The organism is Acidihalobacter prosperus (assembly GCF_000754095.2).
Classification (GTDB): domain Bacteria; phylum Pseudomonadota; class Gammaproteobacteria; order DSM-5130; family Acidihalobacteraceae; genus Acidihalobacter; species Acidihalobacter prosperus.
The window spans coordinates 478,428-498,024 of sequence record NZ_JQSG02000003.1; the positions used below are offsets into that span (position 1 = coordinate 478,428).

The following is a 19,597-nucleotide window of genomic DNA, read 5'->3' on the forward strand; positions in this document are numbered from 1 at the left end:
ATTAAACGCCGTGCGGCGGCCCGCGTCCACCCGGCGGAGGGGGTAGGCCGGCTTTTCTGTTATCATCCGGCCGTTTGCCCCACCGGCCGTGGGGCCAGATTTCCATCCGACGGGGCAACCTTCATGTTACAGAACCTCACCACCATCACCCAGTTCATCATCGAGGAGCAGCGCAAGTCGCATGCCGCCACCGGCGACTTCACCGGACTGCTCAACGATATCGTGACCGCCTGCAAGGTCATCTCCAACGGCGTCGACAAGGGCGAGCTGATCGGCGTGCTCGGCAGCGCCGAGTCGGAGAACGTGCAGGGCGAAACGCAGAAGAAGATGGACATCATCTCCAACGACGTGATGCTCAAGTCCAACGAGTGGGCCGGCCACCTCGCCGCCATGGGCTCCGAGGAGATGGACGACATCTACCCGATCCCGGAAGGCTACCCGCGCGGCAAGTACCTGCTGGTGTTCGACCCGCTGGACGGCTCCTCCAACATGGACGTGAACGTCTCCGTCGGCACCATCTTTTCGATCCTGCGCGCGCCCGAGGGCGTGGACAAGCCCACCGCCGCCGACTTCCTGCAGCCGGGCACCACCCAGGTCTGCGCCGGCTACGCGCTCTACGGGCCGTCCACCATGATGGTGCTGACCACCGGCCAGGGCGTGAACGGCTTCACCCTGGACAAGGACATCGGCGAGTTCATCCTCACCCACCGCAACATGACCATCCCGGCCGACACCGGCGAGTTCGCCATCAACATGTCGAACTACCGCCACTGGGAGCCGCCGGTCCGCCGCTACATCGACGAATGCGTGCAGGGCAAGACCGGCCCCCGCGGCCGCGACTTCAACATGCGCTGGGTCGCCTCCATGGTCGCCGAAGTGCACCGCATCCTCACCCGCGGCGGCATCTTCATGTACCCCATCGACGAAAAGCTCAAGTCCAAGGGCCAGGGCGGCAAGCTGCGCCTGATGTACGAAGCCAACCCGATGAGCTTCATCGTCGAGCAGGCCGGCGGCATGAGCTCCACCGGCCGCGAGCGCATCCTCGACCTCCAGCCCAACGACCTGCACCAGCGCGTGCCGGTCATCCTCGGCTCCAAAAACGAGGTCGAGCGCGTGGTCGGATATCACAGCGAAGGCTGAGCCTTCGCCTGCCGGCGACTGCCGGCAACGCAACATCGAACGCCGGGCCTCGCGCCCGGCGTTTTTGTTTGCGGTGTGAAAATTGGGCCGACATATCTCGACATGCACGATCGTTTGTGGTTTGCAGAGCCGTTAGTCGGAACGGCGGGATGGTTTCACACGCCTTGAGCGCTTCCCGCGCAGTTAGTGGGAAGCGGCGGCGCGCAGCGATGCCCAGGCCGCGGCCGTCTGTGGGTTGTGCTGCAATGCCCAGGCTGTTAAGGCCGGCAACGAGCGCAGCCGGGCGATCATTCCAGGAATGGGGGGAGTAGCTGACGGCGCTACTGGTAGGTTCGCACGGTTGGCGTTGTAATGACCTTGCTCGGGTTCCAGAGCCTGCGTATCCCAGGGATCAGCACTATAGCCGTAGGCAGAAACTCCCCCTGAATCTGCCTGAGCGATGCTGATACCACTCAAGATAAGTGCCAGGAATACGAATGATGGAAAAGTGCGCATCTTACCGAATATCGTTGGGCGCATTATTCAAGACAACCCCTTTCCCGGGCATTGGTCATTGCCACATGGGTACGGCAAAACACCAGACATTACCGCGCGCCGGCTAGCGGCGGTTGTCTTGGGCGCAGCGGGGAGATAGCATGCAAACAATAAACAGCGGAGAAATAAATTAAATCAAAACCAAAAATATTTAAAAATCTTCCAAGCCACGCTTGAATTCCGGTTACTATAATCTCGAAATATAAAACGCGACCAACAAAATCACACCCTTATATATCATGCAAAAAATAGAAAAAAACAGGAGACGCAAACATAGTCAGCGCTCTTATCTTTATGAACTCGATCCTTAAATCAACCCCATGGGGCCTATTTTTTATCTCTAATATCAATAAAAATAGCTATACCCAAATATCACAATTCAAGACATTTTTATAATTAAATTTTTTAACCACCAGTACACATAATTCAATGATGCTGCCAATTCATCCCATTTTCTTTTAAAGAACTTATAAAATACAAATACTATAAAACCATAGAACGGGGGCACCACCGCCAAATTCCATATCCCTATATTGACGCCAAAGGCCGGCCATATATAAATATATAAATTAAATACCGACAAACCATAAATGAGATACACAAAACCTCTTTTCTCTTCGCTATTGTATCTAACACCGAATAAGTTAACGATAGTCCACAGATAGAAAAATACAGCAGCTAACCACGCGGTTTTTCCTGGCCCATCTCCCTGAAAAAATGTCACATAGCCAGAAAACAATAGTGTTATAAACACGACCAATATCAGGCAAAAAAACTGAACGCCCTTTTCCAAGAATCACCTCATAAATAAGTTTGTTATAGTCATATAATTAAAAAATTCCAATAGAATTACCTTGAAAAACGTGACTAACATAGACCCTCAGTCATGAAGACTAAAATAGACAATTGAATCGCTGATCAAATCTGGAAACTACGTTCCAATAATGCAGCATGATGGTTATCATTGGGACGCATTTAGCTGAATCGAATAAATCAGCCCCCCCCAGCTTTAGGCTGGGGGGGGGGCTTTTAAAGATCAGCGGCTTGGAATGCCGCATAGCTGTGGGCGAAAGCTGCGCCCGCACCAGGTAGTGTCAAACCGAAGGTATCCACGGCCATATAGGACTCGACTGCACCAAGGGCGAAATATCCCGCGCCTAAAGCTACGTCACCCAAGTTAACACCGTTCTGATTTCTTGTATTGCTGCTCCCACCGCTTACGAACTGCATTTCGCCCAAAGTCAACTCACGCATGATTCCATGCCCTCGTTGGTCTCATATTCGCGGGAGCGCCTCCCGCAGGATTCTCCTAGTGCAAGAATTTTAAATACCGAAAGTTGTGGCTTCATCGATTGAAGAACCAAGCACTAGTACTAATTTAGTGCAAGTGCTTAATGTTTAGTTCCATGGTAAAAAATTCATATCGAATATGAATATTTATTATATTTATCTTTCTTGGGGGAGTGTAATAGCATGAGATTGCTGATTGGGTTTGTGTATACAGCTAGTTTGGCCAAACTTCTAAACCATCTTCACACAATCTCTGCACCAGGCTGGCGCAGGAGGCTCCGCTTGAGCACTTGGCGCGATACTTCTTCCAAACGCCCGTCACTCAGACACATGAGTGCGGTCGCACTGCACAATACTTTCCCAGCGATGTGCAATCACCACGTGGGTTATACGTTCACTTGGCGCTCGCGCAGGCTGTCGAGACGACTGGTCGCCTCGTCGAGCACCAATACGCGGGGCTTTGCCAGGAGCGCGCGAGCCAACAGTACGCGCTGCTGCTGGCCGCCGGAGAGCGCCGAGCCCATGTCGCCGACCAAGCTCTGATAGCCCATGGGCAGCGCGGCGATCTCGTCGTGCACGGCGGCCGCACGACTGGCGGCAACGATGTCATCGAGACTCGCCTCTGGATTGGCCAAAGCGATGTTGTCGGCAAGCGTGCCTGCAAACAGTGCATCGACCTGCATGACGGAGCCGACCAGGGGGAGCGGTAATAGCTCGATAGTTTCACACGCCTTAAGCGCTTCCCGCGCAGTTAGTAGGAAGCGGTGGGTCTATTTCACACGCCTTGAGCAATGGCGTTCTTGACTAGTTTCGGTGTGGCGTGCGAGTGACTTTGTACTGCGCATCCCTGCGCCTTACCCCTACGGGGCTGACGCGAACGGCTACGCCTATGCTTTTTATTTCCCGTTACGCCTTGCCACGTCCGTGCGCGCCGACGTGGGGTCGGGCGGCAGGACGCCGCCCGAGCAGCTTCGCCCGGACGGCTAATGCCTGCTGTGCCCCTCGGCGACGCGTGCGGGCGAGGTCTGCCCGAAGGGACAAGACGTTTCGGGCGCGTTTCTTTCGTCCATTTCTTTACGCGAATAAAGAAAAAATCGTCGGGAACGACAATCGCGTAAGCCCCGGAGGGGTGAGGCGCAGGGATGCGTCGAACAAATCGGATCGGGCACGTCGCTATGCCAATCGAAAAGCAGAAAAACTGATTCGCGCCCGAAATCAGGACCAGAGCCATCAGGAATGAATATACGAGAACTACGAATCACATCAACGGCACGAATTAATCAACTACTGGCATATGTAATAAGATTAAGGCTGATTTCGGCCACTAGCGGGCAGCCTTGCTTCTACAACAGACCTATTTGAAGTTCTGTTTCTTGGCCATAACCGGCCACTCAATGCCCGAAAATAGAACCAGCAATATATCGAGCAATGCCACATCGATAATGCAAAACGACGCCCCCCAGTGCTCGATAGCGATGAAAGCTATGCGAGGTGGATACACGTGGCCACTGCTCATGAATCGTCTTCGAGCATCGAAGCTCGATCAGATGAAACACAGACACTGACCGCAAGTCCCGCAGCAATCGTCAGCAGTATCGCCGCCACCCCGAACGTGGTCTGCATGCCGGACGCAACCGCATCGTGAGCAGCTTCGGCAACGTTGCTCGCGCCCGATGCGGACGCAAATACCGCCCCCATGGCCGAAGCGCCGGTGATGAGCCCGAGGTTGCGTGACAGGTTGAGCACACCTGAAATTGCTCCCTTGTGACCCGTATCCACGTCCTGCATCACGGCCGTATTGTTGGCCGCTTGGAACAATTGGTAGCCTGGCGTAAGCATGAAGATCGCGCCGACGTAGCCGATGACTCCGAATGCCTCCGGCAGCACAGCCAGACAGATCGCACCGACAGCCATCACGACCAACCCTACAACAACCATGAGCGGAGCGCCGAAGCGGTCCACGATGTGGCCGGCCGGCACGCCGCTCAGCGTGGAGATCGCCGGGCCGATTGCCATGACGAGTCCGACCAGCACCGCGTCGAGCCTAAGTCCGATCGACAGATAGAAGGGGCCGATCAGCAGCGTCGCCATCATCACCGTCGCGACGATCGCTGTCATGACCAATCGAGGGCGCAACCCAGACTTGCGCAGGGTCGCCAGGCGGACCAAGGGCGTGGACACTTTCGTTTCGACAAATGCGAAAAGCGCGAGGCCGATGCCGGCGGCCACGAGTAGCGCCACGTTGTTTACGCCAAAGCGGCCGTGACCGAGTGTCATCGACAGCGTGTAGGCTGCTAGCGTCAGTCCGAGCAGCAGCGCACCCAGGCTATCGAAACCGCCCCGCGCGCTGCCGAATGTTGGGTCGTCCTGCCGCACATGGCGCTGGGCGAGCAAAAGATTGATGAGGCCCAGCGGGACCATGACAAGAAAGATCGAGCGCCAACCGGGGCCAGCGATCAGCAACCCGCCGAGCGAAGGCCCGAGCGCGGTGCCAATCGCCGACATCGTGCCAAGCAATCCCATCACAGTACCTGTTCGCGACTTGGGCACCGTCTCGCCGACCTGGGCGATCGTGAGCGCCATCAGAATGGCCGCGGCTAGACCCTGCACCGCACGGGCGGCGACCAACGTCCACAAGGTAGGCGCGATGCCACACAGTATCGAGGCGATGGTGAATAATGCGATGCCGGTCAGAAGTACGCGGCGGCGGCCGACCAGATCGCCCAATCGGCCGACGCTGACGCTCATGATCGTAATGGTCAACAGATACGCCAGGACAACCCATTGCACCTCCTGGAAGGAAACGCCGAACGCGTGGGTCAAGGTCGGGAGGGCAATGTTTGCGATGCTGGTTCCCAACGAGGCCAGCAGCATCGACAGCGCAAGACTGCCGAGCGCCCATCGATTCACGCTGCCTTTCATATCAGCCATGATGGTCCCCTCTAACGACGAGCCGAAAACTGTCAGCCAACGCTACGGCTTTGTCGACGAAGCGATTCGACTTGGCCGTCCAGATGAGCTCGCTGGTCGCGTAGTACGAGTCCCAGTAATCGCACTCCACGTTCACATCAAATCGACTTGTCATCATTGTTGTTCCCCACGTCATTTACATTAGGCCGGACCCCGAAACTCAAGGTCTAAACTTCACGCGATCACGATAATCTCGGACACAAAGTGGCGGAAGACGCATCAACTGCATTACATGCGTGCGTTTGACGCCATGACTGAGGAGGGCTTATGGTCGTTGCATGCCTAGGCCGGACCTAAATCTGCTCATAACCCTCAATGCACTGCTTTCTGAAGGCAGCATCGTGGGCGCCGCGAAAAGGCTGAAGCTCAGTCCATCCGCAATGAGTCGGGCCGTTGCCCGCCTGCGCAAAACGACAGGCGATCCGCTCATGGTGCGTATTGGGCGCGAGCTGGTACCCACGCCCAGAGCGCTGGAACTGCGTGAACGCGCGGCGCAGTTGGTGCGGGATGCCGAGATGCTGCTTGGTCCGGCCGAGGCGCTCGATCTTGCGTCGTTGGCGCGAACATTTACCCTGCGCACGGGCGACGGCTTCGTAGAGAACTTCGGGCACCGGCTGATCGAGGCCATTCACCGCGAAGCGCCTGGCGTACGCTTACGCTTTATGCAAAAGACCGGCGAGGACAACGAAGCGCTTCTCACGGGCGCCGTCGATTTGGAAACCGGTGTCGTGAGGCAGAAAGCTCACCCTGAACTGCGCACGCAGGCGTTGTTTGTCGACCGCTTCATCGGCGTGGTGCGCAAGGGACATCCCTTGAGCCAGCGTGAGATCACTCCGTCAAGCTACGCGGCAGGACTGCACGTCGACGTGTTACGTCATGTGCCATTACCTGAAGCCGATGCGGGGCCGATAGATAGTGCGCTGACCACGGCGGGTTTCGAACGCAAGGTTTCGGTCGCCGTAGGAGGATTTTCGAGCGCACTCGCGCTGGCACGTGCTTCCGATCTGATCGCCACCGTGCCGCGACGGCATACGGAAACCTTGCGTGAGGATATGTTCTGCTTCGAGCTGCCGTTTCTGTTACCGAAAATTAGTGTCTCGATGCTATGGCATCCTCGACTGCACGAGGATCAGGCACACCGTTGGCTGCGCGGACAGATACGTAACGCATGTGCCGAATAGATCGAACGGGCACTCACTTTTACCCAAAATCGTCATACCCCCCCGCCGAACAGGGTGAGTGCTAGGCAGGCCGAACCAAAAAACTGAAGCATGTCACGTGCATTGGTTATTACTGCAGGTGTCGCAACGAGAAATCTGGGAGGCATTTTCTGGGACCGGACTACAAAACATAATGATGCGTATTTCAAACGCATCGTGCACGGGGAGCAACGAGCAAGGACCACGTGCATATTTACTAAATGAATGAGAGCTTGTTCGTACTCTACCTGTTGCGTTCGTTAAACCCTAGGATACCGGTCTTCCAAAGAGGAGCTATAGCGACCAAGAAAATTACGAGACTTATTGCTTGTAGCCACAATGGGATTTCTTTGAACGCCGATAAGCACATGACTAAATTGTAGAGCGTGATTGCGACACCGAGTCTTACGGCTCCCGTTCTACGCCCCCTAAAGTAGCCAAAAAAAGCGGAAACATAGCAAAAGAGGAATGCCAGTGCAACGACAATACTGACCGTATGATCTGAATCTTCTGAGACGTCTATAACGCTGCGATATGCGAAAAGGGCGAGCGCGACAATACCCACACTCAACAAAGTTGAGAACAGAAGGAAACCGAGCCCACCCTTTGTAGACTTCATGGCCTATTACTAGGCTTCAACAATGGCGTATGCGAGAAGGACCCCGGCAGCAAATGCTGCTCCCGCAGGAGCACCAATTACCCCAGCGACTGTGCCGATCGCACCAATGACTTGCATGCCGCTTGACAAAGACATTCCACCAGACATTTTTTCGATTTCATCCAAGGGCAATTCACGCATGATGTGCTCCCTAATGATGCTTTGATGTTTTCGGGATACGCCTCCTGCATGCCTCTTGCTGGCGCAAGAACTTACAATGCCGAAAATCGTTGCCGACCGAACGGAGACGGACGAAGCAGAAATTTGGGTTTGCACATCTAATCCGTCTTGGTAGTCCACGATGTGTCGCGACGACTCTAACATAAAGCAGATCAATCCCCCTGCCACGCTCCCCTCACATCACTCCCCCTTCTTCCTCCGCATCATCAACAACGCCCCCATGTCCTCACTAAACCCCCACCGGCGATAAAACGGGATCATCTCGGGCCGGCAGAACAGGTCGATGTAATCCACCTCGCGCAGGCGAGGGTGGTTGACCACGCGATCCAGCAGCTCGGCGCCGAGACCGCTGCCGCGCCGGTCGGCTCGGACGATGACGTCGTAGAGCGTGGCGCGGTAGACGAAATCGGTGAGCACGCGGGCGAAGCCGACGAGGGCGTCGTCCGGGCCTTCGACGAGGGCAACGATCACGTCGGTGTGCGCGAGCATGCGTTCGACATCCTCGAGTCGGCGGTTTGCACACCAGGATTCGCCCCGGTAGAGGTCCACCAGTTGGTCGATCTGCGCGTCATTGAGCCGCTCGACCGTGCGCCACGCCGTTGCGCTGTCCGCAGCCGTCAGATCGTCTCCCGTCACCACACCGCCTTCCGTCGACACCGCTTCACTCCTTTTGCGTTTGCGTCCGTTCGTTTTCCGTCATCATCGCCGCCACAGTCCGGTCCGCCTCGCGCGGGGAGGCCGCCAGCCGTTCGGCGAGCTTATGTCGGTCCTCTATGGACCGGTTCTGGCTCAGCTTGAACTGGGCCTCGATACGCTCGATGGCGATTTCGAAGCCGACGATGTAGTCGAGCTTTCCGGCCTGTGGATCGCCGCTGCCACCCCAGCGCCAGTCTTCGCCGACATCCGCCTCGAAGGCCGCTGCCAGGCGGCCGATCAGCGCGCTCAGCGCCTCGCGGTCGGTGACCCGGCGGATGCGGCCGTGCACGTGCACCGCCGCGTAGTTCCAGGTCGGTACGCCGGGCGACGCGTACCAGACCGGCGAGACGTAGGCATCCGGTCCGGTGAACACGGCCAGCACCGCGTCGCCGTCATCGAAGGCCGTCGCATGGGGATTGGCGCGCGCGAAATGGCCGATCAGCCGGTCCCCGGGGCCGCCCGTATCCTCGCGCAGCAGGGGCACGTGGCTGACGTGCGGCCCGTCCGCGCCGCTCCCGCTAACGAGCAGGGCCAGCGGATGGGCGCGCAGCAGGGCATCGATGCGCTGGGGGTCTTCCTCGCGGAAGGCGGCAGGCAGGTACATGGCGCTTCTCCTGTCGGCGCACCGGCTCATCGCCGGCGCGCCGTCTGCGTTTTCTAAGGTGCGGCGTCGCGCGCGTCCGCGTCCGTCGCCAGACTGCCGGCCGCCAGCGCGCGGTTGACCGCCGAGGTTACGGCGTCGATCGAGGCGCTGAGCACATCGTCGTGCAGCCCCACGCCGAACACCGTGCCGTCCGCCGCCGCGATCTCGACGTAGGCGACGGCACGGGCGTCAGCGCCGGGGCCGGCGCCGTGCTCACGGTAGTCGACCAGCCGGATGGCGGCGCCGGTCGCCTGTTCGAGCACGTGCACGTAGGCGTCGACCGAGCCCTTGCCGTGGCCGGTGAGCAGACGCTCGCGTCCGTCCACGGACAGGGTGGCGGAAAGCCTGACCGCTCCGCGATCATCCCGCTGTTCGCGGTAGCCGCGCAATTCGATCGTGCCGCCCGCGAGGTATTCGGCCTGGAACAACCGCCACAGGTCGGCCGAGCCCAGTTCGGCGCCGCTCGCGTCGGCCTCGCGCTGCACTACCCGAGCGAACTCGATCTGCAGCCGGCGCGGCAGGCTGATGCCGTAGTCCTGCTCCAGCAGGTAGGCCACGCCGCCCTTGCCGGACTGGCTGTTGACGCGGATCACCGCCTCGTAGCTGCGCCCGAGGTCGGCCGGGTCGATGGGCAGATAGGGCACCTCCCAGGCCGCGTCAGCACGCTGCGCCGCGAAGCCCTTGCGGATGGCGTCCTGGTGCGAGCCGGAGAAGGCGGTGAACACCAGTTCGCCGGCATAGGGGTGGCGCGGGTGCACCGGAAGCTGGTTGCAGTATTCGGCCACGCGCACCAGTTCGTTGATCTCGCCCAGGTCGAGGCGCGGGTCGACGCCCTGGGTGTAGAGGTTGAGCGCCAGGGTGACGACGTCGACGTTGCCGGTGCGCTCGCCGTTGCCGAACAGGGTTCCCTCGACGCGCTCGGCGCCGGCGAGCATCGCCAGTTCGGCGGCGGCCACGCCGCAGCCGCGGTCGTTGTGCGGGTGCACGCTGAGCACGATGGCGTCGCGGTCGCGCACGTGGCGGCCGAACCACTCCACCTGGTCGGCGAAGCCGTTGGGCGTGGACACCTCCACGGTCGCGGGCAGGTTGATGATGGTCTTGCGCGCGGGCGTGGGTCGCCACACGGCGTTGACCGCGTCGCAGATTTCCACCGCGAAATCCAGTTCGGTCGCGGTGAAGCTTTCCGGCGAATACTGGAACACCCAGTCGGTCTCCGGCTGGGCCTCGGCGCAGACCCGCACCCGTTCGGCCCCGCGCACCGCGATGTCGATCACGCCGGCGCGGTCGAGGCCGAAGACCACGCGGCGCTGCACCGGCGAGGTGGAGTTGTAGAGGTGCACGATGGCCCGGCGCGCGCCGCGCAGGGCCTCGAAGGTGCGCTCGATGAGCGCGTCGCGCGCCTGCGTGAGCACCTGGATGGTGACGTCCTCGGGGATCCGGTCGCTCTCGATCAGCCAGCGGACGAAGTCGAAGTCGGTCTGCGAGGCGGCCGGGAAGCCGACCTCGATCTCCTTGAAGCCGCGGCGCACCAGCAGCGCGAACATGCGCGCCTTGCGGTCGTGGTTCATCGGCTCGATGAGCGCCTGGTTGCCGTCGCGCAGGTCGACGCTGCACCACACCGGCGCCTCGCGGCAGACGCGCGTGGGCCACTGTCGGTCCGGCAGGTCGACGGGCTCGAAGGGGCGGTATTTGCCCTGGGGATCGAAATTCATGGCGTACTCCTGAAACTGAGATTGAGGGGGTGAACCAGGGCTGGGGCCGGTGGCCATGCGCGCACGCGCCAGGCCGCCGACCCTATCTCAGTCGCAGAAGGGCTAGACGCAGGGCAAGCTCGGGGCTCGCCGCGCCCACGCGCGAACGCGACTGCGCGGTGCGCAGGGCGGCGTGGGCAAACAATTTGGAGGGGATGGATTTCATGGACGCATTCTGTGTGTTCGACGGCGAAAACGCGGTGGGCCGACGCTCCCTGGGGAGGCCGGCTAGCGCAGTCGCAGTGCGTCGAACGTGTGAATGCGGGTGTTCATGGCCCGATTTATAACCGCTGACCGGGCCGATGGCAACCCCGGCGGCGCAGGCCGCCAGGGCCGAAGGCCTACATGTCCCAGCCGCCGTGCGGCACCCGGCGCAGATAGACGTGGTGCGCCAGGCGGATCATCGGCCGCGCGAGGAACTGCGCGCTACCGAGGATGAACAGCCAGGTGCCGATGTGGGTCAGCGAGGGGTAGAGGAAAAAAACGCTGCCGACCAGAAACCAGATGGCGATCAGGAAGTCGTTGAAAATACTGGCGGTTTCGTAGCGCTGATGGATGACGAGCTGTTCGCGTCCGAGCGTCAGGGTGACGTCGCGGCTGTCCTGCAGGGATTCCTCGGTCGATGCCATGGCGGCCTCTCTTCGGTTTGTGCAGACCGGGCGCGGTCCGCAGCGTGGGTTGGTGTCTAGTTGGTCAAGCAAGCGGCGGACGGGTTCCCTCACGCCTCCTCGGCAAGCTGGCGCGCGAGGTCGCCGAGAATGAACACCGCCTGCTCGACGGCGCGGCCCCAGGGCAGCGCGGCGTTGAGACGAATGAAGGAGCGGTAGCGCCCGGTGGCCGAGAACATCGGTCCGGGCGCGATGCTGATTCTGCGTGCCCGCGCGCGCTCGTGCAGCGCGAGGCTGTCGATGGCGTGCGGCAGCTCGACCCACAGCACGCAGCCGCCCTGCGGTCGCGTCATGCGCGTGCCCGGCGGAAAGTATTCGGCCACCGCGTCGCTGAGACGCGCGACATGGGTCGCGTATTCGCCGCGCACCCGGCGCAGATGGCGCTCGTAGCCGCCCTGCGCGAGCAGCTCGGCGACCGCGAGCTGCGGCAGCGTGGCGGTGGCGAGGTTGCTGACGTACTTGTAGTAGCTGACCGGCTCGCGGTAGCGACCGGGCACGATCCAGCCCACGCGCAGACCGGGCGACAGGGTCTTGGAAAAGGACGAGCAGTACAGCACGCGACCGTCGCGGTCGCCCGCGAGCACCGCCGGCGGACGCTCGTGGCCGAAGCCGAGATCGCCCCAGATATCGTCCTCGATCAGCGGCACGTCGTGCGCGCCGAGCAGTTCGAGCAGCGCGTGCTTGCGTTCGACCGGCATGCAGTAGCCGAGCGGGTTGCTGTGGTTGGCCACCAGCACGCAGGCCTTGACCGGCCAGCGTTCGAGCACCACCTGCAGCGCCTCCAGCGATATGCCGCGTTCGGGATCTGTGGGCACCTCCAGCGCCTTGAGGCCGAGCGATTCGATGACCTGCAGCAGGCCGTAGAAGGTCGGCGACTCGATCGCGACCACGTCGCCGGGCGCGGTGGTCGCGCGCAGCGCCAGGGTCAGCGCCTCCTGGCAGCCGCTGGTAACGATCACCTCGTCGGGATCGACTGCGCAGCCGGCCTCGGCCATGCGCCGGGCGATCTGCACACGCAGCTCGGGCACGCCCGGCGGGAAGGCATAGGCCGTCGCGCGTTCGGCGTAGTGCGCCATCGTACGGCGCAGCGCGGCGCGCTCGGCCTGCACCGGCAGGAAACCTTCGGCGGGCACCGCGGCGCCGAAGGACACGACGCCCGGTTCGTGCGTCGCCTGCACCAGGCGCAGCGCCATGGCCTGCCCGCTGACCAAAGTCGGCCGCGACTGCGGGCGCGACGGCGAGGGCGGCGACGGCAGGGCGGTGCGCGCGCGCACGAAATGGCCCGCGCGCGGCCGCGCCTCGATGCGCCCCTGGTCCTCCAGCAGCTGCTGCGCCTGCACCACCGTGCCCACGCTGACGCCGAACTGCCGGCTCAGCTTACGCACGCCCGGCAGCCGCTCGCCGGGCGCGTACTGCATCCGTTCGATGCGTTCGGCGATCTGTGCGGCGACCCGCTGGTAGAGCACGCCCGGCACGCTCGCGCTCATGCGGCCTCCGGGGCGGTACAGAACGCCGCCCCCGCAAGGGGTACAGTTGGCGGGGCATTGAAACTGTATCGGTTCATTTTAAAAGTTTCTGAATCTGTACCATCGCCAGTATGGCCGCTACAGTGTGACGACACAAACCCGCCAGGACCCAGCCATGCGCCGTGACCTCCGACTGTTCCAGGTCGATGCCTTCGCCGACCGCCCGTTCTCCGGCAATCCAGCCGCCGTGTGCCTGCTCGACGCGCCCGCCGAGCCTGCCTGGATGCAGCAGGTCGCCGCCGAAATGAACCTCTCTGAAACCGCCTTCGTCAGCCCCGCCGAGGACGGTTTCGACCTGCGCTGGTTCACGCCCGCGGTGGAGGTGGATCTGTGCGGGCACGCCACCCTGGCGAGCGCGCATGTGCTGTTCGAGACGGAAACGCTGGCCGCGGCCACGCCGGCGCGCTTTCACACGCGCAGCGGCCTGCTGACCGTCGGCCGCCGCGACGAGGGTTACGAAATGGACTTTCCGGCCGATCCCCCGGCGCCCTGCACGACGCCCGCCGGACTCGCGGCGGCACTGGGCGCCGAGCCGGTCGCGGTGCTGCAGGGACGGGTCGACCTCGTGGTGCGCCTCGCCGACGCCGCGAGCGTGCGCGGGCTGACCCCGGACTTCGCCGCGCTGCGCCGGATCAAGGCACGCGGCATCATCGTGACCGCGGCGGGCGACAAGCCCGACTGCGACTTCGTCTCGCGCTTCTTCGGCCCGCAGGTCGGGATCGACGAAGACCCGGTCACCGGCTCGGCGCACTGCACGCTCGCCCCCTACTGGGCCGCCGAACTCGACCGCGACCGGTTGAATGCCTACCAGGTTTCGGCACGCGGCGGTCGGCTTTCGCTGGCGCTGGACGGCGACCGCGTGCGCATCGGCGGGCGCGCGGTGACGGTGTTCACGGGGGTGCTGCATGCCTGAGCAAAGCGTTGCGCGCTGCTGGTTCAACGGCCGCCTGGTCGATCCCGCCGCGCCGCAGATCTCGGTCTACGACCACGGCCTGCTCTATGGCGACGGCGTGTTCGAGGGCATCCGTTTCTACGCCCGCCGTCCGTTCCGCCTGCAGGCGCACCTCGACCGACTGCTGCGTTCGGCACGCGCCATCGCCCTGGAACTGCCCTACGACGCCGAGGCGCTGACGGCGGCGGTGCACGAGACCATCGCCGCCTGCCCGCTCGATGACGGCTATCTGCGTCTCGTGGCGACGCGCGGCATCGGCACCCTCGGCATCGATCCGCGCAGCTGCGCCCGGCCCAATGTGTTCGTCGTCGCCGACCGCATCGTGCTCGCCGCCGAATCCAGCCGCACTCGCGGCCTGCGCGTGGCCATCGCGGCCACCCGGCGCCTGCCGGCGGACGGCCTCGATCCGCGCATCAAGAGCCTCAACTACCTCAACCACATCCTCGCGCGCATGGAGGCGAGCCGCGCCGGCGCCGACGAGGCGCTGCTGCTCAACGCCCAGGGCCGGGTGACCGAGGGCAGCGGCGACAACGTGTTCGTGGTGCGCGGCGGCGAACTGCTCACCCCGCCCGGTATCGACGGCGCGCTGGAGGGCGTCACCCGGGCGGTCGTGCTGGAACTGGCCGCCGCGCTCGGCCTGCCGGCACGCGAGGCCTCGCTCGCGCCCTACGAACTGCACACGGCCGAGGAGTGCTTCCTCACCGGCACCGCCGCCGAACTGCTGCCGGTGCGCGAGATCGACGGCCGCGCGCTGCCGTCCTGCCCCGGCCCGGTCACGCGCGCGATCCAGGACGCCTACCTCGCCCTGATCGCACGCGAATGCGGCACGGAGGGACAGGCCGCGCCGACGTGATACTCGACCTGCTGCCATTCGCAGGCCTGCTGACGGTCATCGCCAGCCGCCGCGCCGGCGTCTGGGTGGCGGCCCTCGCCGGACTGACGCTCACGCTGCCGGCCTTTCTCGCGTCGACCGACGCCGCAACGCCGGCGCTCGCGCGCTTGGCCGGCACGTCGCTGCACGGCCTGTGGCTGAGCTGGCTGGCCGTCTCGGTGATAGTCGCCGGCCTGCTGTTCCACTAGGTGGTGAAGCGCACGCAGGACTTCGGCGCGCCGGGCGCTGGCGCTGGCGCTGGCTCAGGGCGCGCCGGCGACCGCTACCGCACGCTGTATGCCCTGTGTTTCCTGGTCGGTCCGTTCTTCGAATCGGTCACCGGTTTCGGCGTGGGACTGGTGGTCACCCTGCCGCTGCTGCTGCGCCTGGGCATCGCGCCGGCGAACGCCGTTGTCTTCTCGCTGTACAGCCAGATGCTGGTGCCCTGGGGCGGCATGGCCGTCGGCACCACCGTGGGTGCCGCGCTGGCCGGCTTGCCGGTGCGCGAACTCGGCCTTGTCAGCGCCCTGTTGACGTTCCCTCTGCTCGGTGGCTACCTGTGGCTGTTTTGGCGCTTCGCGACCGCTGAAGGCCTGCGGCCCTGCTCGAAACAGCGCCTGGACGATCTCGCATGGCTGGCAGCGCTGGCCGGGCTGCTGGCATTGTGCAATGCGCTGGTCGCGGTGCCCATCGCCGGCCTGCTCGCAACGGGTGCACTGCTGATCCCGCGTCACTGGCGCGACCGGCGGCCATCGCCGGGCGAGTGGCGGGCCGCCGCACTCGCCGCCGGGCCGTATCTGCTGGTCGCCGGGCTGCTGCTGATCACCCACACGCTGCCGGTGCTGCGGGACGCGCTGGCGCATCTGTGGGTTTGGCGGCCGGCTCCGGGCTGGCCGGCCTTCCCGCCGTTTTACGAGGTACCGTTTTGGCTGTCCGCGACGGCGCTGGCCTTCGGCGTCGCCCATCGCTTCGACGCTGCCAACTGGCGGGCCGTGCTCGCGGACACCCTGGAGGCCGCCTGGCCGCCGACCCGGACCACCGTGCTGTTCGTGGTCATGGCGCAGCTGATGAGCGACGGCGGCGTCGCCGCGCGCCTGGCCGTCGGCTGGCAACATGCGGCCGGCAGCCTGGCGCTGTATTCCGCGCCCCTGATGGGCGGGCTGGCCGGATTGCTCACCGCCAGCAACACCGCCTCAAATGCCCTGTTGATGCCGCTGCAGACCGCGCTGGCCGGCGGCGACCCGCGACTGCTGGCCTGGCTGGCCGCGGTGCAGAATCTGGCCGGCAGCAATCTCACCGCGCTGTCGCCGATCCGCATCGAAATGGCGCTGGCGCTGGCCGGTCTCGCCGGCGGCGCCGCGCGCGTCTACGCCCGCGCCTGGCCGCTCGGCGCTGGGGTACTGATCCTGCTCACCGCCACACTGGCCCTGTTGCGCTGAAGTCGCCCGCGTCCGGGCGGTCAGCCGCCGTCGCCCGGCTCGTATTCATCGTACTCGTGGTATTTGCGCGACTGGCCGCGTACACGCTCGGCGGGGTATTTGGCGCGGTTGATTTCAAGCTTGCGCAGCGCGACGGCGCGCAGATCGATGTCCAGACAGTCGGCGAGGCGGATGAGGTAGAGCAGCACGTCGGCCATCTCGTGCTCGATCTCGAGCCGGCGTTTGGCATCCGGCGCGGCACTTTCCTCCGGCGTCAGCCACTGGAAGCATTCGAGCAGCTCGGCGGCCTCGACCGACAGCGCCATGGCCAGATTCTTGGGCGTGTGGAAGACCTCCCAGTCGCGTTCGCGGGCGAAAACCTCCAGCGCGGCGCGCAACGTTTCCAGGGCGTCGGTATCGGGCATCGGCATCTCGCAATGGGCGTCGGATGTCCATTCTACCCGCCCGCGCCCGAACCGTTCAGCGTGCCAGCAGCTTGAAGTCGAGCACGGCAAAACCGTCCACCGCCGCATGCACCGTCACCAGCACGACCGCAACGTAGAGCAGCGCGAACCCCATGCCGACGGCAAGGCCGCGCGTGGTGTACGGTGGCGCACCCGCGATTTCGGCCTGGCGGCGACCACGCGCGGCAAGCCAGAGCACGCCGAGATAGCTCAGGATGACCCAGGCGACGGGTATCGCGATGGCCAGCATCTCGATCGGCACGGAACCCTGGTAGGGCTCGATCAGGCGGTTCTCGAATGCGGTCAGGCCGAAGAAGGAGGTGATGCCGTGCTGGATCACGTACCAGGGGAACTCCGCCGCCACATAGACGCCGGCCAGCGCCTGCGGCCACGCCACGGGCCTACCCAATGGCCAGTGCAGCAGCCAGTGCAATGCCAGCGTCGCCGCCGCGTCCACCGCCAGGAGCGCAAACAGCATGGCGACGCAGAGCCGCCACAGCACCTGCGGCAGCCGCGCCGGCGCCGATACGCCGGCCGCGCTCATCGCATGGGCTCCCGCAGGTTGGCGCCGCCGGCTTCTCCACGCGTCCCGTCCGCCGGCAGGAACATGCCGCGAATCACGCCCTGACCGGCGGCCTCGTGGATCACCGCGAAGGCGACATGGCCGATCCAGTAGGCCCAGGCCATTACCGAGATGGCATTGTGCACCACCGACTCGACGGAATAGATGAAAAAGGTCGGCGCGAAGCCGAAGCTGAACGGAATCGTCACTCCCGGTCGCAGCAGGATGTTGAGCACGCCGGTCAGCGCCATGCCGAGCATGATCAGCACCCCAAGCCCGTGTACGAACCCGGGCAGGCCCACGGCCGCGCCCGCCGGCGGCAGCCGGCCGCGAAGCAGCGCGCGGATCTCCGACCAAACCGGCGCCATGCCGCCGCGCTGCAGCCAGGGGAACAAGCGCTCGCGCATGCGTGGATCGCGGCGTATGCGATGCAGGTAAGCGGCAAGCACGGCCGCACACACCACGCCGCCGATCTGGTGCGCATCGAACACGCCGACGGAGGAGGGCGCGGGGAACGCGGCATTCGTCGACACGTCCGACATCAGCGTGCTGCTGAACAGTTCGAAGCTGATGGCGAACGACAGCAGCCAGTGGTAGACCTTGGATGCGCCGTCCCATGCGTTCATGCGTCTGCCCTCCGTTCGATGTGCATCCACACACCGAACGGAGCAATTATCGCGCCATGATGCTTGGCCGCACGAATTCAACGGATATCTGGATATTTTGGCAATCGATCTGCCGCGATTCGAAACAGCTCTGATGCAGATCGACCCAGAACGCCCGCCGATCTAAATCGGTACCAATAATTTTTTCAAAAATTAATTAATTTGCGCAACTTATGGCGATCACGGGCGAATATTGTCAGCGCCCGCTGTTCTGTCTCTCGATCATCCATGCCGGATATTGCGGCTGTGGCGCGGTGATCGCCGACAGACGCTCGATCTGCTCATCGCTCAAACGCACTCGGGTAGCACCGAGGTTGTCTTCGAGCTGCTGCATGTTTTTTGCGCCGATGATCACGGAGCTGACGCCTGGCCGTGCGAGCAGCCAGGCCAGAGCCACCTGCGGGATACTCGCTTCCAGCTCGCGGGCGATTTCATCCAATGCATCGACGGCATCGTAAACGCGCGCATCCACCGGCGGGAAATCGAATCCGCTGCGACGCGCGCCTTCCGGCCCGCTGTGATCGCGACGGAACTTGCCGGTGAGATAGCCGCCCGCCAGGGGCGACCAGGGCATGATGCCGAGGCCGGCCTCGACGCAGTAGGGTTGCAGTTCGTGTTCGAGGTCGCGCCCGGCCAGCGCGTAATAGGCCTGCAGCGAGGCGAAGCGCTCCCAACCCCTTGCATCTGCCAGGGTAACCGCCTGCGCCAGGTGGCGCGCAGACCAGTTGGACGCGCCGATGTAGCGCACCTTGCCCTGGCGCACGAGATCGTCCAGCGCGCGCAGGGTTTCCTCCAGCGGCGTGCGGATATCCCAGCCGTGCACCTGATACAGATCGATATGATCGGTACCCAAGCGGCGCAGGCTGGCCTCGCAGGCCGCCATGATGTGCTTGCGCGACAGCCCGACATTGTTCGGATCGCCACTGCCTTCGCCGGCCGCCCGACTCATCGGGCTGCGCACCTTGGTCGCGATCACCATTTCGTCGCGCGGCAGACGCGATCGCGCGAGCGCTTGGCCCAGTATTTCCTCCGATTCGCCATAGGAATAAACGTCGGCGGTATCGAAAAAATTGACGCCGGCCTCGACGGCGCGGGACACCAGTCGGTCCGCATCCGACTGCCCCACCACCGCGATCGACAGAAAATTGGACCCGAAGGTCATCGCACCGAGACAGAGCTCGGACACCTTGAGACCGGTACGTCCCAGTTGCCGGTATTGCATGGCACCTCCCATGAATCGAATACGTTCGCCCGCTCGCCGACGGAATGCCGGCAGTCAGGCATTCCGATTCATTTTTCCAAATAAAGTTTCGCAGGCACGCGCTACCGCTTAACGGCACCCGCACGGCCCATTGCCGACGATGTGCTATACATTTCCTAATAAGCGTTCATATTGACGACAAAAATCAA

General features: G+C 63.2%; 20 protein-coding genes. 6 read left to right on the plus strand and 14 right to left on the minus strand.

Features of this window, described 5'->3' with window-relative positions; genetic code table 11:
- The first annotated feature begins 123 nt into the window (after positions 1 to 123).
- A complete protein-coding gene (locus tag THPRO_RS08970) occupies positions 124 to 1,140 on the plus strand; it encodes a class 1 fructose-bisphosphatase (RefSeq protein WP_038087966.1) in 1,017 nt (338 codons plus the stop codon).
- Between the two features lie 913 nt (positions 1,141 to 2,053).
- Here the strand turns inward: THPRO_RS08970 and THPRO_RS16675 are convergent.
- From THPRO_RS16675 to THPRO_RS08985, 4 genes are all read right to left on the minus strand, one after another.
- Positions 2,054 to 2,467: a hypothetical protein gene (locus THPRO_RS16675; protein WP_145930783.1), complete on the minus strand. Its 414-nt coding sequence runs from the start codon at positions 2,465 to 2,467 to the stop codon at positions 2,054 to 2,056.
- Between the two features lie 236 nt (positions 2,468 to 2,703).
- On the minus strand, positions 2,704 to 2,928 hold the full coding sequence (locus THPRO_RS08975) for a hypothetical protein (RefSeq protein WP_065089523.1): 225 nt from the start codon (positions 2,926 to 2,928) through the stop codon (positions 2,704 to 2,706).
- A gap of 422 nt (positions 2,929 to 3,350) precedes the next feature.
- Positions 3,351 to 3,647, minus strand: coding sequence for an ATP-binding cassette domain-containing protein (locus THPRO_RS08980; protein WP_038087963.1), 297 nt, complete (start codon positions 3,645 to 3,647; stop codon positions 3,351 to 3,353).
- Between the two features lie 829 nt (positions 3,648 to 4,476).
- Positions 4,477 to 5,895: an MFS transporter gene (locus THPRO_RS08985; protein ID WP_038087958.1), complete on the minus strand. Its 1,419-nt coding sequence runs from the start codon at positions 5,893 to 5,895 to the stop codon at positions 4,477 to 4,479.
- A 317-nt stretch (positions 5,896 to 6,212) separates the two neighbouring features.
- Here THPRO_RS08985 and THPRO_RS08990 point away from each other — a divergent pair, with 317 nt between their 5' ends.
- Positions 6,213 to 7,115, plus strand: coding sequence for a LysR family transcriptional regulator (locus THPRO_RS08990; protein WP_038087955.1), 903 nt, complete (start codon positions 6,213 to 6,215; stop codon positions 7,113 to 7,115).
- A 646-nt stretch (positions 7,116 to 7,761) separates the two neighbouring features.
- Here THPRO_RS08990 and THPRO_RS16995 read toward each other — a convergent pair.
- The 6 genes from THPRO_RS16995 to THPRO_RS09015 all read right to left on the minus strand — a co-directional run bounded on the left by THPRO_RS16995 (position 7,762) and on the right by THPRO_RS09015 (position 13,216).
- The gene (locus THPRO_RS16995; RefSeq protein WP_161489959.1) at positions 7,762 to 7,932 is read right to left on the minus strand and encodes a hypothetical protein; all 171 of its coding nucleotides are present in this window, start codon (positions 7,930 to 7,932) and stop codon (positions 7,762 to 7,764) included.
- 219 nt (positions 7,933 to 8,151) lie between these two features.
- Positions 8,152 to 8,628 carry a GNAT family N-acetyltransferase gene (locus tag THPRO_RS08995; RefSeq protein WP_201786968.1) on the minus strand — a complete coding sequence of 159 codons (477 nt, stop codon included), beginning with the start codon at positions 8,626 to 8,628 and terminating at the stop codon, positions 8,152 to 8,154.
- Positions 8,629 to 8,632: 4 nt separating this feature from the next.
- Entirely contained in the window at positions 8,633 to 9,271 is a 639-nt protein-coding gene (locus tag THPRO_RS09000; RefSeq protein ID WP_065089524.1) for an FMN-binding negative transcriptional regulator, read from the minus strand.
- A gap of 53 nt (positions 9,272 to 9,324) precedes the next feature.
- Positions 9,325 to 11,022 carry a 2-isopropylmalate synthase gene (gene leuA / locus THPRO_RS09005; protein WP_038087950.1) on the minus strand — a complete coding sequence of 566 codons (1,698 nt, stop codon included), beginning with the start codon at positions 11,020 to 11,022 and terminating at the stop codon, positions 9,325 to 9,327.
- Positions 11,023 to 11,402: 380 nt separating this feature from the next.
- Positions 11,403 to 11,690, minus strand: coding sequence for a YrhK family protein (locus THPRO_RS09010; protein WP_038087947.1), 288 nt, complete (start codon positions 11,688 to 11,690; stop codon positions 11,403 to 11,405).
- 89 nt (positions 11,691 to 11,779) lie between these two features.
- The gene (locus THPRO_RS09015) at positions 11,780 to 13,216 is read right to left on the minus strand and encodes an aminotransferase-like domain-containing protein (protein ID WP_065089525.1); all 1,437 of its coding nucleotides are present in this window, start codon (positions 13,214 to 13,216) and stop codon (positions 11,780 to 11,782) included.
- A gap of 154 nt (positions 13,217 to 13,370) precedes the next feature.
- Here THPRO_RS09015 and THPRO_RS09020 point away from each other — a divergent pair, with 154 nt between their 5' ends.
- Genes THPRO_RS09020 through THPRO_RS09035 form a run of 4 tightly spaced genes read left to right on the plus strand, consistent with a single transcriptional unit; the run spans position 13,371 to position 16,517 of the window.
- A complete protein-coding gene (locus tag THPRO_RS09020; protein ID WP_038087942.1) occupies positions 13,371 to 14,168 on the plus strand; it encodes a PhzF family phenazine biosynthesis protein in 798 nt (265 codons plus the stop codon).
- On the plus strand, positions 14,161 to 15,060 hold the full coding sequence (ilvE, locus tag THPRO_RS09025; RefSeq protein ID WP_038087940.1) for a branched-chain-amino-acid transaminase: 900 nt from the start codon (positions 14,161 to 14,163) through the stop codon (positions 15,058 to 15,060). Before THPRO_RS09020 ends, ilvE begins: the two co-directional genes overlap by 8 nt.
- Positions 15,057 to 15,287, plus strand: coding sequence for a hypothetical protein (locus THPRO_RS09030; RefSeq protein ID WP_145930784.1), 231 nt, complete (start codon positions 15,057 to 15,059; stop codon positions 15,285 to 15,287). The genes ilvE and THPRO_RS09030 overlap by 4 nt, the downstream gene beginning before the upstream one ends.
- 3 nt (positions 15,288 to 15,290) lie before the next feature.
- The gene (locus THPRO_RS09035) at positions 15,291 to 16,517 is read left to right on the plus strand and encodes an L-lactate permease (protein ID WP_145930785.1); all 1,227 of its coding nucleotides are present in this window, start codon (positions 15,291 to 15,293) and stop codon (positions 16,515 to 16,517) included.
- A gap of 20 nt (positions 16,518 to 16,537) precedes the next feature.
- Here THPRO_RS09035 and THPRO_RS09040 read toward each other — a convergent pair whose 3' ends face one another.
- The 4 genes from THPRO_RS09040 to THPRO_RS09055 all read right to left on the minus strand — a co-directional run bounded on the left by THPRO_RS09040 (position 16,538) and on the right by THPRO_RS09055 (position 19,409).
- Positions 16,538 to 16,921, minus strand: a complete 384-nt coding sequence (locus THPRO_RS09040) for a nucleotide pyrophosphohydrolase (protein ID WP_038088191.1) — start codon at positions 16,919 to 16,921, stop codon at positions 16,538 to 16,540.
- 55 nt (positions 16,922 to 16,976) lie between these two features.
- The gene (locus tag THPRO_RS09045; protein WP_038087931.1) at positions 16,977 to 17,504 is read right to left on the minus strand and encodes a hypothetical protein; all 528 of its coding nucleotides are present in this window, start codon (positions 17,502 to 17,504) and stop codon (positions 16,977 to 16,979) included.
- Positions 17,501 to 18,148: a cytochrome b/b6 domain-containing protein gene (locus THPRO_RS09050; RefSeq protein ID WP_065089526.1), complete on the minus strand. Its 648-nt coding sequence runs from the start codon at positions 18,146 to 18,148 to the stop codon at positions 17,501 to 17,503. The genes THPRO_RS09045 and THPRO_RS09050 overlap by 4 nt, the downstream gene beginning before the upstream one ends.
- A gap of 235 nt (positions 18,149 to 18,383) precedes the next feature.
- Positions 18,384 to 19,409: an aldo/keto reductase gene (locus THPRO_RS09055; protein WP_038087928.1), complete on the minus strand. Its 1,026-nt coding sequence runs from the start codon at positions 19,407 to 19,409 to the stop codon at positions 18,384 to 18,386.
- Positions 19,410 to 19,597: the final 188 nt, after the last annotated feature.

Coding starts and splice junctions, on each gene's coding strand:
- THPRO_RS08990 (WP_038087955.1), top strand. CDS start 6,213: ATGCCTAGGCCGGACCTAAATCTGCTCATAACCCTCAATGCACTGCTT.
- THPRO_RS08975 (WP_065089523.1), bottom strand. CDS start 2,928: ATGCGTGAGTTGACTTTGGGCGAAATGCAGTTCGTAAGCGGTGGGAGC.
- THPRO_RS16995 (WP_161489959.1), bottom strand. CDS start 7,932: ATGCGTGAATTGCCCTTGGATGAAATCGAAAAAATGTCTGGTGGAATG.
- THPRO_RS09050 (WP_065089526.1), bottom strand. CDS start 18,148: ATGAACGCATGGGACGGCGCATCCAAGGTCTACCACTGGCTGCTGTCG.
- THPRO_RS09000 (WP_065089524.1), bottom strand. CDS start 9,271: ATGTACCTGCCTGCCGCCTTCCGCGAGGAAGACCCCCAGCGCATCGAT.
- THPRO_RS09010 (WP_038087947.1), bottom strand. CDS start 11,690: ATGGCATCGACCGAGGAATCCCTGCAGGACAGCCGCGACGTCACCCTG.
- THPRO_RS09015 (WP_065089525.1), bottom strand. CDS start 13,216: ATGAGCGCGAGCGTGCCGGGCGTGCTCTACCAGCGGGTCGCCGCACAG.
- THPRO_RS08970 (WP_038087966.1), top strand. CDS start 124: ATGTTACAGAACCTCACCACCATCACCCAGTTCATCATCGAGGAGCAG.
- THPRO_RS09055 (WP_038087928.1), bottom strand. CDS start 19,409: ATGCAATACCGGCAACTGGGACGTACCGGTCTCAAGGTGTCCGAGCTC.
- THPRO_RS09040 (WP_038088191.1), bottom strand. CDS start 16,921: ATGCCCGATACCGACGCCCTGGAAACGTTGCGCGCCGCGCTGGAGGTT.
- THPRO_RS09045 (WP_038087931.1), bottom strand. CDS start 17,504: ATGAGCGCGGCCGGCGTATCGGCGCCGGCGCGGCTGCCGCAGGTGCTG.
- THPRO_RS08985 (WP_038087958.1), bottom strand. CDS start 5,895: ATGGCTGATATGAAAGGCAGCGTGAATCGATGGGCGCTCGGCAGTCTT.
- leuA (WP_038087950.1), bottom strand. CDS start 11,022: ATGAATTTCGATCCCCAGGGCAAATACCGCCCCTTCGAGCCCGTCGAC.
- ilvE (WP_038087940.1), top strand. CDS start 14,161: ATGCCTGAGCAAAGCGTTGCGCGCTGCTGGTTCAACGGCCGCCTGGTC.
- THPRO_RS08980 (WP_038087963.1), bottom strand. CDS start 3,647: ATGCAGGTCGATGCACTGTTTGCAGGCACGCTTGCCGACAACATCGCT.
- THPRO_RS09020 (WP_038087942.1), top strand. CDS start 13,371: ATGCGCCGTGACCTCCGACTGTTCCAGGTCGATGCCTTCGCCGACCGC.